This is a genomic window from Catalinimonas alkaloidigena, from assembly GCF_029504655.1.
Classification (GTDB): domain Bacteria; phylum Bacteroidota; class Bacteroidia; order Cytophagales; family Cyclobacteriaceae; genus Catalinimonas; species Catalinimonas alkaloidigena.
This window is the reverse complement of record NZ_JAQFIL010000001.1, coordinates 5,372,190-5,387,609: the sequence shown is the minus strand read 5'-3', so window position 1 is coordinate 5,387,609 and position 15,420 is coordinate 5,372,190. Positions and strand designations below refer to the sequence as shown.

12 protein-coding genes are annotated in these 15,420 nt (G+C 44.9%); 1 reads left to right on the top strand and 11 read right to left on the bottom strand.

Going from position 1 to position 15,420, the window contains the following annotated elements; genetic code table 11:
* Positions 1-37: 37 nt before the first annotated feature.
* The 7 genes from OKW21_RS22035 to OKW21_RS22005 all read right to left on the bottom strand — a co-directional run bounded on the left by OKW21_RS22035 (position 38) and on the right by OKW21_RS22005 (position 6,691).
* Complete coding sequence (locus OKW21_RS22035; protein ID WP_277483529.1) at positions 38-754, bottom strand: LytR/AlgR family response regulator transcription factor; 717 nt, start codon at positions 752-754, stop codon at positions 38-40.
* A gap of 3 nt (positions 755-757) precedes the next feature.
* Positions 758-1,798 (bottom strand): sensor histidine kinase, encoded by a 1,041-nt coding sequence (locus OKW21_RS22030; RefSeq protein ID WP_277483527.1) that lies wholly within the window; start codon positions 1,796-1,798, stop codon positions 758-760.
* A 180-nt stretch (positions 1,799-1,978) separates the two neighbouring features.
* Positions 1,979-2,482 carry a hypothetical protein gene (locus OKW21_RS22025; protein WP_277483522.1) on the bottom strand — a complete coding sequence of 168 codons (504 nt, stop codon included), beginning with the start codon at positions 2,480-2,482 and terminating at the stop codon, positions 1,979-1,981.
* A gap of 88 nt (positions 2,483-2,570) precedes the next feature.
* Complete coding sequence (locus tag OKW21_RS22020; RefSeq protein WP_277483520.1) at positions 2,571-3,425, bottom strand: hypothetical protein; 855 nt, start codon at positions 3,423-3,425, stop codon at positions 2,571-2,573.
* Positions 3,426-3,642: 217 nt separating this feature from the next.
* Positions 3,643-3,774, bottom strand: coding sequence for a hypothetical protein (locus OKW21_RS22015; RefSeq protein ID WP_277483519.1), 132 nt, complete (start codon positions 3,772-3,774; stop codon positions 3,643-3,645).
* 192 nt (positions 3,775-3,966) lie between these two features.
* On the bottom strand, positions 3,967-5,214 hold the full coding sequence (locus OKW21_RS22010; RefSeq protein WP_277483516.1) for an alginate lyase family protein: 1,248 nt from the start codon (positions 5,212-5,214) through the stop codon (positions 3,967-3,969).
* Between the two features lie 211 nt (positions 5,215-5,425).
* Positions 5,426-6,691 carry an NRAMP family divalent metal transporter gene (locus tag OKW21_RS22005; protein ID WP_277483513.1) on the bottom strand — a complete coding sequence of 422 codons (1,266 nt, stop codon included), beginning with the start codon at positions 6,689-6,691 and terminating at the stop codon, positions 5,426-5,428.
* A 378-nt stretch (positions 6,692-7,069) separates the two neighbouring features.
* Here OKW21_RS22005 and OKW21_RS22000 point away from each other — a divergent pair, with 378 nt between their 5' ends.
* Positions 7,070-7,813 (top strand): ribonuclease activity regulator RraA, encoded by a 744-nt coding sequence (locus OKW21_RS22000; RefSeq protein ID WP_338130080.1) that lies wholly within the window; start codon positions 7,070-7,072, stop codon positions 7,811-7,813.
* A 322-nt stretch (positions 7,814-8,135) separates the two neighbouring features.
* Here the strand turns inward: OKW21_RS22000 and OKW21_RS21995 are convergent, their stop codons facing one another.
* The 4 genes from OKW21_RS21995 to OKW21_RS21980 form a co-directional block, all read right to left on the bottom strand.
* On the bottom strand, positions 8,136-8,885 hold the full coding sequence (locus tag OKW21_RS21995; protein WP_277483510.1) for a hypothetical protein: 750 nt from the start codon (positions 8,883-8,885) through the stop codon (positions 8,136-8,138).
* 156 nt (positions 8,886-9,041) lie between these two features.
* A complete protein-coding gene (locus tag OKW21_RS21990; RefSeq protein ID WP_277483508.1) occupies positions 9,042-11,354 on the bottom strand; it encodes a chondroitinase-B domain-containing protein in 2,313 nt (770 codons plus the stop codon).
* A 28-nt stretch (positions 11,355-11,382) separates the two neighbouring features.
* Positions 11,383-13,740, bottom strand: a complete 2,358-nt coding sequence (locus tag OKW21_RS21985) for a heparinase II/III family protein (RefSeq protein WP_277483507.1) — start codon at positions 13,738-13,740, stop codon at positions 11,383-11,385.
* A gap of 13 nt (positions 13,741-13,753) precedes the next feature.
* Positions 13,754-15,418, bottom strand: coding sequence for a PQQ-dependent sugar dehydrogenase (locus tag OKW21_RS21980; protein ID WP_277483505.1), 1,665 nt, complete (start codon positions 15,416-15,418; stop codon positions 13,754-13,756).
* Positions 15,419-15,420: the final 2 nt, after the last annotated feature.

The window sequence follows — 15,420 nt, the reverse complement described above, 5'->3', positions numbered from 1 at the left end:
AATGAGCTTTTTTCCAGGACGTTGAGAAGTAATCCGTCTACGAGAGAAATCGTCGGGTGATGAAGTCCTGAAAGGGAGCTTTGTATTTTTCCGAAACTGGTATGTAGATGGTACCAAACACAATGCGGCTCCGTTCTACGGTGTGCACCTGGTTCATGTTTACGATAAATGAGCGATGAACGCGCAGAAACTGATGCGAGGGTAATTTTTCTTCAATGGCTTTCATACTGATCAGGCTCATGATCGGGCTGCTTTGATCAGCCATAAAGATTTTTACATAGTCTTTCAACCCCTCTACGTACAACAGTTGATCAAGCGGGATTTTCTTGATCTTGTATTCTGATTTAACAAAAATAAAAGCTTCATCCGGGCTTGGTGGCATAGGTGCACTTTGTCTCTCGAACCACTGCTTGGCTTTATGGGCCGCGGTTAAAAATTCCTCGTAGTTAATGGGCTTCAGCAGGTAATCCAGGGCACTCACTTTAAACCCTTCTAATGCGTACTCTTCAAAAGCAGTGGTAAAAATTACTTTAGGCCCGTGGATGAGCGTCCGGGAGAGCTCGATACCATTCAGCTCTGACATCTGTATATCCAGGAACAGCAGGTCAATCGTTTGGTCTTCCATGATAGCCAGCGCATCGATAGCACTGGGGCAGCGGCCCACCAATTGCAGGAAAGGGGTCTTTTTGATGTACCCTTCCAGCAGGTCCAAGGCTAAATATTCATCATCGACGATCAGGCACTTTATCTTCATATTTTAGGAAATAATAGTGAGTTGCGTAATATATTTTTTCTCGTCGGTCTCTATGTTCAATGCATAGCGGTTAGGGTATATGATTTTCAGCCGTTTCTTCAGATTTTTAAGTCCGATACCGGAGCCACTTCTATCTTCCCCTGTTTTAGGGTAGTTGCTGTTTTCTACCATAAACCTGATTTGTTGCTCATCCGTTTCCAGATACATATGAACAAAGCTGGGAGTAGAAATTTGAACGCCATGTTTAAACGCGTTTTCAACCAGTGAGACAAACAGCAGCGGAGCGATGAGCAGGTCGGGAATAGTGGCTGGAAAATGCAGTTGAATATCCGTTTGCCTAGGCACCCGAAGCTGCATGAGGTAGACATAGTCTTTGATGAAAGTTACCTCTTTGGTGAGGGGTACCTCCATAATGCTGGACTCATACAGCAGGTAGCGCATAAGTTTGCTTAGATGATGAATGGATTTTTGGGCCAGGGAAGGATCCTGGTCCACCAGTGAATAAATGTTGTTGAGCGTATTGAAAAAAAAGTGTGGTTGAAGCTGATACCTCAAGTACGTAAGTTCGGACTTCAGATGTTCGTTTTCCGTTTTCTTTCGCTGAGCTTCCGCTCTGTACCACCGGATAGTCAGCTTGACCGCCACACAGATGCATACTGCCAGCAGCAGGAAAGAACCTTGACGGAACCAGTTCATTCCTCTTGAGAACGGAGGGGGAGGACCGGTCTGCAAGGGCGGTTGAGGTTCCCTTACCTCATGGATACTTTCTAACGCAATAAGACAAACAAGTATTAGCAAAATATTGAAAATAACGAAGGCACTCACTTTTCTCTTCATTAAAAACCGGTCGACCAGAAAAAAGTAGTTAGTGTAAAAAATGACGGCGGAGAAGGTTAGTGCCTGCCAGTGTCTTTGCAACATCTCCTGCCACTTTGGGTTGTTCTCAGAAAAGAAAAGGGGGAAACAAAACAAGAAGCCCCACAGGAGGAGGTGTAGTGCCCACTGTACAATCTGCTTCCCCTTCTTTTCTTCAATGTATATCATGGATGTTAATCGTGACTAAGACCAGCTGCCTCCGTAACTTCTTCCGCCCCTTCCCCCGGACACTTGCTTCTTCAGGGCGAACACTAATTTTATTGGTTCATCAATTATAGTTAAAAGATGGCTTATAAAAGTAAAGGCTTACGAATTCTTTGTCCAGTGTACTAGACTAACACCCTTATTTTACCGAAGAATAGCGGCTTTTTCTCTATCGTTCATATGGTTTTTCTCAGGCTCTGCATCGACATACCCCTCCGGCGATACTTGTAGGTAACTGTAGGTGCCGGTAGAGGATGTTTCCGATAAATAGAGATAAGCGTTGGTTTTACTTTTGAAAAATCCCAGGTTCAAATCTTCCTCTTTCTTGTTGAGACAGGCATATTTTACAAGCAACTTTTCAAATGCCTGAGGTTTGCTATACACCGCAAATTTGCATGCTGGCAAAAGGCGGTAGAAGCGCTGATAAGAGGCATTGATAAATAACAGGAATTGATCCGTATTCAGGTCAGAGAAATCATTTTTTATGAAAAGCCATTTGTTGGTATTTTGGTTGATCGCTAATAAGAGCGCAAGCTCTAAGGCCTGTTTGTACTTTTCAATATGACCTTTTCCCTGGAAATCAACGGCCACTGCCTCCAACTCGGTTTCGTAGCGGATGGTGGCTATTTCACTAATGATATTGTACATGAGCAAATGTAAGTTAATGAGTAAATCGGTCTTACTCCTGGGAACATTTACATCCCTAAAGAGTAAGAAATATTAAAAAATACTGACCCTAAAGCTTCATAAAATGGCCTGTTTCAGTCTTTTCAGCTGTGGAGAAAGAATATTCATAAGTGCCGGGTGCCAGCTTATCACTCTCCATAGAAATCCGGTAATTTCCCGGGTCCTGAATTTCGTATACTAAGGTTTTAACGGATATCCCTTCAGCATCAAATAATGAAATGATGACCGGTCCTTTTTTCGCTAGTTGGTATTCAAAAATACTGGCCTCATTCACTGGGTTAGGGTACAGATGGGACTGGCTGCTTCCTTCCGAAGGGGTAGCATCAGGATCCAACAGTAGAAAAAGGGCGGGGTGGCCAAACACCAACTCCTCGTAAGCTTTGCGTGGTGGAGAAAAGATAGAATTGGATTCATCTGCATCTTCTAGCAAGGTAACAATTGCTTGAATGTCACTCTTCCACTGCAGTTGTTGCCCTTCGATCTCGGCAGTTAGCTGATTGATTGTAGACTCATGCTGCTTTGCGATGGGCATGAGCTCATCCATGAGCTGTTTTCTCTCCTCTCGTAGGGATTTCTGCGCTTCCCATTCCTCTTTGGTAGGTTCCTCTCGCATTGAAGCTTTGCTGAATCCCTCTTTATGTTGGTCTTTCAACTTTTGCATTTGCGCTCGCAACGTGCTAAGCTTCTGCTTTTCTTCGGCACTTAATTCATCTTCCAACTTCTGGCGTTGTCCCCGTATTACCGGTAACACATTGGTCTCAATGTACGATTTTATCTCTTCCTTCGGCCCTTTCTCAAAAAAGGAAGGCTTTCCCCAGGATATACCTGTACATATGGCAATAATTATTAAGGAAAAGAGTAGTGTTCTCTTGCTGAAATTGATGAATGATGCTGATATTTTCATGATTTTTACTGTTTAAAAGGGTTAATGATAAATACTATTTGAAATCAGTATTTTGATTTGATGCCGCTAGCGCAATGGGGCTATGGTATTTCATTTCTACCGATTAGTATAGTGTACTGGAGGATAGGTTAGGGGTTGGCAATACTAGAAGTATGGGAAGATTGTAGGGGCAAAAAGGACTATTTTGCCGACCAATTTTTTTGACCGACGCTGTGTTCTATGCTGATAACAGAGCTTGTCTGCGCATCTCTCCATTATCTTTTGAAGAGGTGGATGCGGCACATATGGTCAAAGGAATCTGTTTTCCGGCATCTTCACTGAATGGGGAAGGGCGGATTAGCCAATCCATGAAGGAAATAGCAGGCTTTGACACATAAAAGGGGAAGGAGTATGGAACAATATCCCAACTCCCTTTGAGTAGAGTTACTGGTACGGATAGACCCGCCAAGTGGAGGCTACCGGAAACGTATGCCTTAACGACTTAATATCTTTGTCAGGCTCGATGATCATCATACCAGAACTCAACCGCTTTATTTCGGATTCAATCATTGATGCCTTTTAGTAAGCTCAATTCCTGAAGGACTTCGTTTTTTTCTCCAGTTGTACGCTCCTGTTCTTCAAGTATGCTTATGGCGCTGAACAACAGCTGGTCAAATTCATTTGAAGTTTCTTTTTCAGGAACGCGGATCAGAAGAGGTACCAAGTAAGACAAGTTTACCCCTTGTTTGCTTGGATAAGGCCAATCTTCACCGCTAACAACAGGCGTTAGGTAATTGATAGCTAATTTCAGACTCTTTCCTTCACTCGTGGTAAAATGCCACATGTTTATGCCAACCTGATCGGCGAGAGTAGCGATACTGGTTAATGCCTCAAGATTGAAGCAGCTATAGAAAAATGATCTCGTGCGTTCGAGTTCATGGATCTGTCCCCCTTGCTCATTCAGTTGCTGCTCCAGACTTTGCTGCGCCATTTCCACCATCCTTCTCACTAATGGTTCTTTTCCTAAGTATAGTGCGAGTGCTGCTACCTGATATTTATACCATGAACCGTGATTGTTATCCAACTCCATGCCCTGCTTACCCAAATCACTTTCGGTCAACCATGCCAGGTAATCATTGAACCATTTTGACATTTTCCTATGGTGAGAATTTGTCCAGTGCGGAGAATCGGAAAGAATCTCAATGGCGTCCGGAACATTCATAATGATGGATCTGCCATCCAGAATGCCGAAAGGTCGTCGCCTGGGATTGCCGGGAACACTTTGTGCAAATTCCAGATGTGGATTCATTCGAGTGTCATCGTCAAGGAACCACGTTTTGATCATATTGGTAGCCTTCTTTGCATACTGCTCATTGCCCGAAAAATAATAAGCAAGACTCAGGCGCTGCACTCCGTTGGTCATAAGACTCAACCTCTTTCTATCCACTGCATCAGTTTGCGTATCCGGATTGGTTTCTCCATCTTTCCTTATCCAGGGCAATCCGTCCGGACTTTCCGGGTCTGGCCACCAATAGCGACTGATGCTCAGATAGTCGTGTTTATCGCCTGTGGGGGGAGCTATGGATTTGTCCACCACGCTGGGGTTTTCTATAGTAAGTAAGTGATCCGCGTCCTTTATCAGTTCTTCATAAGCCAGGCGCGTTCTTGCTGATGCGGTGCCATTTTGAAGCGACTGCTTGACTCTGGCCAGGCGGCTTGAATCCAGCCGAATAAAATGAGTCGCGTACCCTTCTCCTCCCAGTAAAGCCAGTACGAATAGTACAAACACGAAACGGTTAATTCTTATCATAATGAATAGCATATTAAGTAGAAACACAGAGGTCTAAATTTCACTCTGGCTTGTTTCATTTGAGACATAACGCACAGGACCTAACTCGGTACGAATAGGAAAAATACACAAATTAGCTTGATCATAATAGTGTTTGGTGGGGGAAGAACTACATTTTTGATCACTCATGCCACCATTCGATAAATAAAAGGAGTGTAGTATGCATATTCATTTACCAGTTGAAGATATCCGATAACCCATTCCATAAGATGATTAAAGAGAAGGCGAAAGCCGCCACCATCACGACATTGGTAAGCAGGCGATTGGATGGTAGTCCGGCATTTTTTCGGTTCCAAAGGACCAGGAAACTGAGGACTACCAGCGGCAGTGCGAAAACATTAAACACCTGCGTGAAAATCTGACCCTGAATGGGATTAAATCCAAAAACAGGAACGCTCAGAGCAAGTACACTCGCCACTCCCGTGATCAGCTTGAAGCGACTTGAAGTTACATCCAGTTTACCGGAGTTAAAATCTCCCAGCATCAGAGGAACAATCATCAGGCAAGGGAAGATAGAGGAAAGTCCCGCACTCAGTGTCCCGGCAAAAAATATGCTGACGGCAAATTTTCCAACGGAAGGTTCCAATGCACCCGACATGTCCAGTACGGTAGTTATTTCGTTTCCTTTTCCATATAAACTTCCGCTGGCAACGGCCATGATTGAGCCGCTAATGGTGAATATCAAAAATGCAGCCACTATCGAATCGTTTTTCTGTACATTAAGATCATCCTTAGTCCAGCCTTTTCCCTGAATAAACAAGGGGCGTGATACGAAGGTAGCCGCTGCCATCGTAGTCCCTACGAATGCGGCAATGAGAATGCCGGCTCCTTTTACTTCCGGAATTTTAGGGACCAAGCCCCGGATTATTTCCATGGGTAGCGGAAAAACAAACAGGAGCGTAAAAACGAATGACAGCCCCATTAAGGAAACAAAAAGGGCAAGTACTTTTTCAAACATGGAATAGTTACCCTTAATCAAAAGGAAATAGAAAATCCCTATGACCAATATGGCCAGGCCGAGAACTACGAAATACTTTTCACTTGCCAGTCTCGGGAAGTTGATCGCCAGGATCTCGAAAATCACATTGGAAGTAATGCCTAAAATCCCTATCAGCGAATTCCACTGACCGATTCCCACGGTGATGATAATGGCGATGGCCAGGAATTTTCCCCAGGGCAAATGGTTTCGAACAGCGAAAAGGGCAGTTTCTCCGGTAGTCAGGTAATAACTTCCGGAAACGTAAATTAATACTCCCGAAAAAAGACAACTAAAAAATAGCACCCAAAGCAGATCCATCCCAAAAGAATTACCTGCTACGATCATAGAAGTGACACTGCCGGTTCCAATGGTATAGCCAATGGCAAAAATACCGGGCCCGAAGGATAATAGGAAGGTTAACACTTTTTTTACCAAATTTGTCTTTTTTTGTTCGACCATCGCTTGTGGGTAGTGTGTAGTACATAAGGACGAAAAGATTCTGTGTTCGGCAATGGAAGCCTAGTCCGTATTATTGGATTCGTTGTGCCATGATGGCCAAAATCTACATGATATGAACAGCGTGTCACGATCGCTTGTCCGCATTGCAAAAACGGAATACCGCCCCACCCTAAGATCGTTAAAAATGGGTTAACTTACTACGGTAAATAAAATTCCGTTACCACGGTAGCCGTTACCACGGAGGCACTCCCCATTATTTTATTTCAGGCTTTCAAAAGCATCTGTTTTGCCTGTACTGTCTATTTGGGTTACCAACGCCTGCTTTAGCTATTTTTAAGACTCAAGCTTTGTCATCCAAGTTTTATTGCCGTTATTATCATGCATGAAGCAGATGATCACAGCGCTCATAACATGACTGATTCCATAAGAAACCAGCTAAAGACAGTTAGCACAGCCACCATAGCCACCTGCCTTTTCAAATTAGGACTGAAAAATCAATTTATTCAGGGAGTACAACCGCTGGTTGCTGGTAGACCGACCATGGTGGGAGAGGCCTTCACGCTTCGATACATTCCCGCCCGGAAGGACCTGAACCCTATTTCGGTTTTCCAGGATCCAGCGCATCCACAGCGGGTGGCGGTAGAGACTTGTCCGCCCGGGGCTGTTATGGTTATAGATAGTCGAAAGGACCCCCGGGCCGCTTCTGCCGGGTCTATACTGGTCTCCCGCTTAATGGTGCGTGGCGCAGCCGGGATTGTCACGGATGGGGGATTCAGGGACTCCGCGGAAATCGCTCAGTTGGATATACCTGCTTACCACAATAGACCCTCCGCCCCAACAAATCTGACGCTACATCAGGCCATTGACATTAATGTCCCCATTGGCTGTGGTGACGTGGCAGTATTTCCTAAAGATGTAATTGTAGGGGATGATGATGGAATAATGGTTATCCCGGCACATCTGGTTGAAGAAGTAACCGAGGAAGCAGTAAGAATGACCTTGTTCGAAGAATTCGTGATCGGGAAAGTGCTTAAAGGCCATGGCATTATTGGACTTTATCCCCCGACTTCCGAGGAAGTCCGCCAAGAGTTTGATGAATGGAAGCGAGCCAATAAAAGGTGAGCGGTGGACACCTGCTATATTATTCGTTTAGCTAGACTGTTACAATTCTTTTTGAGTCCCCAGAACAGTAAATTCAATCCTGCCTGCTTCAAATAGCCATACAGACCAGCTTTTGTCTAAGGATGATAGTTATTATGAATGGGAGTTATTCACCCTCCGTTCGCCATTCCTGAAATCAACTCATTGTTGGAAATTCTCATCAGCATCTCCATTCGCATCCGGCACCCAAAATTTTCCAAAAGTATCGCGCATGAATGACTACAGGAAAAAGGCTGAGAACGGAACAATTACAAGTATTTTACTGTGCAACCCCAGCTTGCGGTTAATCACTTTTGTCGTTACTCACAGGCTTGTGTGTCTTTAGCCATTCCTGCCCTTCTTTGGTCAGGAAAAAGTCCATCCACATATAGTTCATCTTTTTGTTTTCACCGACACTCACCCAATGACTAGAGCCAATAGGAATATGCAACAATGCATACTGCTTTAATTGGGTTGAAGCATTATCGGCATGTACTACTATATCATTATCAGAAAGGCCTAAGAAAAGTTGATCAAGCATGGGATGCTCATGAGCTCCAACTTCGTCTGGGCCCATGGCTTCAACTGTTCCAAGCGAAACGCGGGGGACAATATCGGCGGGCAGCACCGTCCTGCTGATTGTATTCGGACTTTTAATTTTTTCGGTATAGGGCTCGCAATCTTCAAAGCGGGTAAAAAAGAGCTTGTATTTGTTCTCTTCCGGAAAACTCTTTAAGTCCTCAAGGTCCTGTGCCGAAAGTTTTTTGGTAAACCGCAGGAAATGCAGTTCTTCGCCTTCAGGAACCTCAAACTGCACACGGCTTATTTCATTCATGGGAATGGCGATGGATTCCGGCGTGAGCTTGTGCGTTACCGAGTCAGCATAAATGCTTCCATGGCCGCTAACAAACAAAAACATGCTAACATAGCCGTCCGACAGTGTGACGGTTTGCTCGTTTGGCCCAACGTAAGCCAGGTGTTCAATCTTAGTGTCGGCAATTTCATCTACCAGTAATTCTTCGGTAAATGTTTGCGAGCCCGATGGTATTTGCATCTGCAAATTCTGAACAACAATTTCAGGCGATTTTGAGTCTGAAGTACATGACATTACAACTATTCCTAAGGTAAAATTAAATACAACTATCAGCTTCCTTGAAAACCGTAATATATTCATAATTTGGCTCATTTAATTTACTTTCATAATGTTTTATCAATACAATAACTTCAGTTTTATATTTTGCTGAACCTCAATTTTGCCTGAGTTTGAAATATGATTTCCCGAATGTTTATTGTTCTTTTCGCCCCATAATAAGGCTACCAACGCTACCGGGTTGTTTCGGAAAGTATTGTCCAAAATGTGTACGTTAATAATGCCTGGTGTCTTGATCAACATGCCACTGTCTTCCTGCTCACCACAAGCAGTAAAGCTGTTGTTGGACAGAGTTAGATACCCTCCAATGGTGGATTCATCATATCCGCCCCGGTAGAAATGAACCACATTGCGCCCTACATTGATGAACTCGCATTGGTCAAATGTGACCATCTCAGCATTGTAGTCGCCCTTTTCGTCCGCGGCCAGTACTATCCCATTTTCACAGTTGCGGATGGTAGTATTGCTGACCCTGATGGAATCAGCAAAGGACCCCTTGGAAGCTTTCAGCACGTAGGCAAAATCCTCAACAACACAATGGTCAAGGAACAGCTTGTAGGCCGAAGACATATTTTCTTCCAGGGGAGCAAAGGCTAACTGACCGTTCTCACTTTTTATGGAAAGGTTCTTCAATCTGATACTTCCCTTGGGATTCATTTCAAAGGCGGGTGTATTTTCCTCACCCCTGTATACCAGCTGTACTTTGTTTTCTCCCGCAGCGCGGATGCTAATTTCCTTGTCAATTTTGAGGGGAGAGTCAATAGTATACAGCTCATCGCTCAGCTCAATAATATCTCCGGGATGGGCCTGAGCAATGATGTTGGCCAGTTCACCTTCTGCCGAAGAAGCGGTAAGCATGTTAGGCTCAGTGGCAGCTTTATCAGGGGAGAACCATTGCGGTCCGTACTGTTCCTTGTCGATGCGAAATGCTTCAGCGTCCGCTAGCTGCTTGATGGCGCCAACCCTGCTTTTTTCCGCTCTTGATGCACCAAAGAGGTCCTGCTGTATTCTACCGAAGTCATAGCCTTCGTACACCTCGTCCATAATTTCGTGTTGCGCGTCTTCGGGAACATACAACCATTCGTTGACCTGCTTCATTTTTATCCGCTCGTTTTGAAGTACGTCAAACGCTGTATATTTACTACCATTATTGTCAATGATATTATTCTTAAACAGTATGCCGTTAATGCTATCATGGTCCACAATGGGCGCATAATCTTCTTGAGTATTATATATCAGGTTATTCGCTATGGTAGTTCGTATAGGCGCTAAAGAGCGGATCTCACTTGCAGGCAGCACGTTCACACTTTCCCTGTTCTGTCCAATGCCTATCTGCCAGGGTGATTTACAGTCCACCCAGCTATTGTAGGCGATAACCGCGTCGGTCACTTGTTTATATCTGTTTAATATGGAATTAGGAATTCCGTTCATCACAGCTAAAGGACTTCTGAATTCTTCTCCTTTTATTTTGTAGAAATAATTATTGGTAATCCAGTGGCCGGTGTTCACCAGCCTGATGCCGCCATAGAAATCGGATTCATCTCCACCAATGAAAATATTACCATCAACGGTGGCATAATTGGCATGCCTCAATACCAGAGATCCTTCACACTTATAGAAAATATTGTTCTTAAAAATATTGTAATCAGCTTTATCAGAGATGATTTCAACCTCCCCGTTGCACGCTTCAAAATAGTTGTTTGAAACATTTACATAACCGGGTGTCATCTGCGGATTTCCTATGCGTACGGTTTCTGCCCTGGGACCACCTTTTCTGGGGCGCGGACCAAAATAATTGTATACAATTTGATGGTGATTATTGATATTCTCATTACCATCATGATACACCATTAAGGTGTTGCCATCATTTGATTTTCCGGCGATGTAACAGTGGTCCATTTGATTGTGCCTGCCGTAAAATTCAATCCATCTATCGCTCATCAAACGACTTGGCTGGGTAAAATCTTCAATGACACAGCTGGTTACCCGACAATGATTGGCCACGCTGTCTGCCCCTATCTTGAATCGTATAATTCCACTGGAGGGGGTATAGCCATTTCGGAAGTATAGTCCACTAACATTCAGATGTTCTCCTCCTAAATGCAGGTATGACTGTCCTTCTATATAGACCTCTCCCGGCGTTTCGGCGCGAAGGGTGATGGGTTCTTCCTTAGTACCCCTACCAAAAAATTTGAGCTGGACGTTCTGCCACACTCCATTGGCCAGAACGATTTCATCACCGGCAGTTGCCTGGCTAATGGCCTGATTCAGTTCATCAATGTTCTTTACGTAAATGCTTTCCGTATTTGACTTTTTGTTACATGAAAACAGTAGTAGCAGAATTGTGATAGTGAGTAGTAGGTTGTTTTGCATTTCAGTATATTGATTTATTTGATCGTTCTTACAGGTCCACAACCCAAAGCTGTCCCGGTTCTAAGTCCCTGCTCACCCTCATGCTTTTCCTTTCAGGTATTACAGTAATCGTTTGTTTTTGGGTGCCGATTAAACGAATGAAAAGTTGCTTGTCCTGAGTTTTTATAAAAAGATCCGTTTCTTCTGATGACTGTATGGTCAGGTTTTGACGTTTCAGCGCCTTTACATTGAATAGAAAGGTTCCGCTATCAGATGCAAGGCTTACGGAATTTCCTCCTCCTATTTCCCATTCCGACTGGTTTACTTCCCAATCATTGATGGTCATCTCTTTGGCATCTTCATCCAACCGCTTGTCATATCCACGATAAGGGAAAATGGCGGTAATAAAATTAAAGTTCTTTTGCTTGAATTTGGAGACTACACTCCACTGTTTGCCCCTGGTGCCGGAACTAAACACCGAATCGGTTTTATTGAGTTGTAAGATGTCATGACCGCAGGCATCCGCTGCGCTTGCCCTTAACAGATCGGGTCCGTTTTCGTCAGTGTAATGGCCTTGCCATACCTGTTTGTAGTCGTGCCCCTCAGCAGATTTGAAGTCATCCTTCACTATCCAAAATTCATTCTTCACATAGATGACCTGCCGGGTATATTTCACGCCCACATTTTCAAATCCATCATGTCGGCCGGCGAACAGGTCAAAATCGTCATTGACTTCCCAGGCAAGCACTTCCGGCTTGGGCAACTCTCCAAACTTTCCAAACCCACTTCCTCCCTGGTTGGAGGTCCATTTCTTTCCCTGTACTTCATCATCCACCAGGGCAACATTCTTGACCATGGAATTTTTGAAAAAATCAAAATCCTGGAGCGAGTAGCGTACCTGGTAGTTGGGCAGTATAGCATGCCCATGGGCCATGGCCTGAATCCCTAACATGTCCCCATGCTGATGGTCGGGTTTTTCGGCATCCAGACCGGCTGAGATGACCATCATTTTGTCATCGGCTTCCCAACCTTCTCGCATGATATAGTAGTGAGTATCAGTGAAGGCGAGCGACCCGTAAGACGGTCTTTTTCGCTCTATGTTTTCGAGCATTTTTACCTGCTCATTACTCAAAAACCAATACACCCGGTCGTCGACCTTATTGGTGGCGAAATATCCGAATTCCGGATCTTCAAAGAGCAGATAACCCAGTGTCATCGCACCCGATATGTCATTTTGCTCGGCCCAGGGTATTTCTGTATCGTCCTGAAGAACGGGGGCTGATCGATCAGGGTAAGCCACCTTGACCAGGGTGGTAAAAAGGCCTCTGAGTTTTTCTTTCCAGGCCTTGTCTATTTCAATTCCATTCAGTTTGGCCAATTGGTAGACATAGAAATAGTTATTGATGTCGCTCATGTGGTAGTGCACCGATCGCTCGAACTGAAAGCCGTCATCATTAATTTCCTTGTCCAGGTGTTCGCTGAGCCTGAGCATGGCCCGCTCCAGCCACAGCGCTGTTCCTTCAAAATCGCGAAACAAAATGGCGAGCATGGCTAGCGCCGACATCCCCCGGGTCTGATGGTTTCCGGAGTGAAACTGATCATTTCGTTCGTAGAGGTGCTGACCATGCTGAAGCAAGGTGGCAATAGTGAGCAGCTGATCTTCATCCGAGTACTCCGCTTCATTCAAAAACATATTGTGAATCCAAAGCCAGTTTAGGATACGATAGCCCGACCTGAACACTTCGTAAATTCCATTTCCATCTTCAATGGTCTCATACTTCTCCGCATGGAGTGCGGCATTCAGCGAACGCAGCTGGTTTTCAAAATACTTGATCAGCTCAGGGTCTTTTTTCCCATTGAAATAGTAAAGGGCAATATCCACCATCTTATGCTGTCGGGCCAGATGCCTGATGGCATAGGCATCCACCGGATCTCCAGTCAGGTAATTAAAGGGGAGCACCCACTGGGTCGAATCGGCGTATTTGCCCAAATGGTCTAACGCCCTCTCTTTATGATCCTCCTGATTGTTAAAGACGCGGTTGTAATGGGACAGCCGATCATAGAAGGTTTGGTAATCGTAGAAAAATCGCTCTGAGAATTTTTCCCGGAAATACTCAGCCAGTGATTTACTATCAGTTTCTTTCAATTCATCTCGAGCATCCTCCGACAAATAGTCGGCTAAATTTTCTATCGGTATGACCGAATTTGCAGGAATTGATTGAGCCATACTCTCTACGCTGAAAAGGGAAAAGGTGAAAAAAATGACCGGAATCGCTACCCTTAAGGCATTTTTACCATCCAGCGATCTAGGAGCAAAGAGCTGCGAATCTGAATCCTGGGAGAGCCGCCAAAGCTTGCGTAGTTTTGATTTGAGGTCATAAAATTTTAGTTCATGTTTTATTTTCATAGTCAGGAAAGTATCAGAAAGTACGGCTATTTCTTATCTTCTCAATTTCTGCAATGCTTATGGAATCGCTGTAATTATTAAGGCTGGTACGTACATAGTTTAGTATTTCTTTCAATTCCTGATTGCTGAGACTGGCGCCAAATCCTGGCATTACGTCATTGTATTTTTTTCCTTTCACTTCTATTTCTCCCGACATGCCGAAAAGGGTAGTCTCTATCAGTTTGGTCTTGTCAGCTACGGTCTCTGTTTCCAGCAGCGGTGGTGTGAAATTGGATATTCCTTCTCCTTCGGGCAAGTGGCAGGATGCGCAGTTGGTCCGGTAGGGGAGGGCTCCGGTGATGTCCGGGATCGTGTTATCCTGCACAAACACCGGGATGGGTTCACTGGCTTCAGTGAAGACCGTCAGGTGGTTAAAGCTTTCCTCTTCATGTTTCCTGAGCACCGAAATTTTCAGCACCCGATCATTTCCTTCCTCAGGGACGTTGTCATACATCCATTCGTAGCGGGGTATGTGCCAGTCGGAGTTGCTGGTAATCACATAAACATCGCCGCCAGGAGATACACACAAATCCCGCAAGCGACCGAACTGCTTCTGCAGATAAATTCTTTCGTTGATAATTTTCTCTCCTGAGTCATTCAGTTCAAATAACCACAGGGCTCTTCCCTTCAGGGTGGTGAGCATGAGGTGGTTTTTCCATTCAGGAATGGCTGAGTGATGGTAAAAGTCCAGACCGGCAGGGGCAATGGTGGGGGTCCAAGTGTAGATGGGCTCGTTGACGCTTATTGAATCACAGAAAGCCATTTCATTTTCTTTGTCACAATATCCTTCAACAAAGGGCCATCCATAGTTGCCTCCCGGCACTATCAGGTTTATCTCATCATCGTTATTGGGACCATGCTCGGACGAATAAATTTTCCCATTGGCTGCCACCAGACCCTGAGGATTCCGATGTCCCATCGAGTAGAAATAACTGCCGGGGATCGGGTTGTCGTCCGGAACGCTTCCATCGAGGTTCATCCTGAGGACTTTCCCCGGCAAGCCGAGTGCTGTCTGCGCATATCGGTCATTGGTCACATCTCCTATGGCAAAAAAGAGTTTGCTGTCATCACTTATCGTGAGCCGGGATCCGTTGTGAGCCATACGCGCCGGTATTTTCGGCAAAATCGGTTCAGGATTGATCAGGGTATCTTCCTGAAAAGAATATTTGTACCGCACCAGCCTGGCTCCTACGTAATTGGGGTTTCCCCTGCGGTCGAACTCATTTACCATGGCTGAGTCAAGGTAGTTGTAGTGCATATACACATAGGGCTCATTGTTAAAATCCGGGTGCAGGGCCAGGCCTAGCAGGCCAGGCGTATTTCCTCCGGCATAAACTTCCGGTATATTCAGCACCTTCTTGACCTGGCCGGTGGTGGGATTCATGCGCATGACATTGCCTTTCTTTTCGGTGAACCACAGATGATCATCCGCTCCCCAGGCAACTTCCCAGGGCTGGTCCAAATCCCGCGCCACTTCGCTGACCAGCAGCCGGGTATTGTCCAGTTGTATGATAAATTTTGGCTTTTCAAAGGGTGGTCGTTCGGATGGTTTTGGGCTTTCACAACGGGTCAATAGGCTAATGAGCAGCATCGAAGCGATGCTCAGCAGAGGAGTGGTCCGGTGGAGTGCTTCAGTCATAT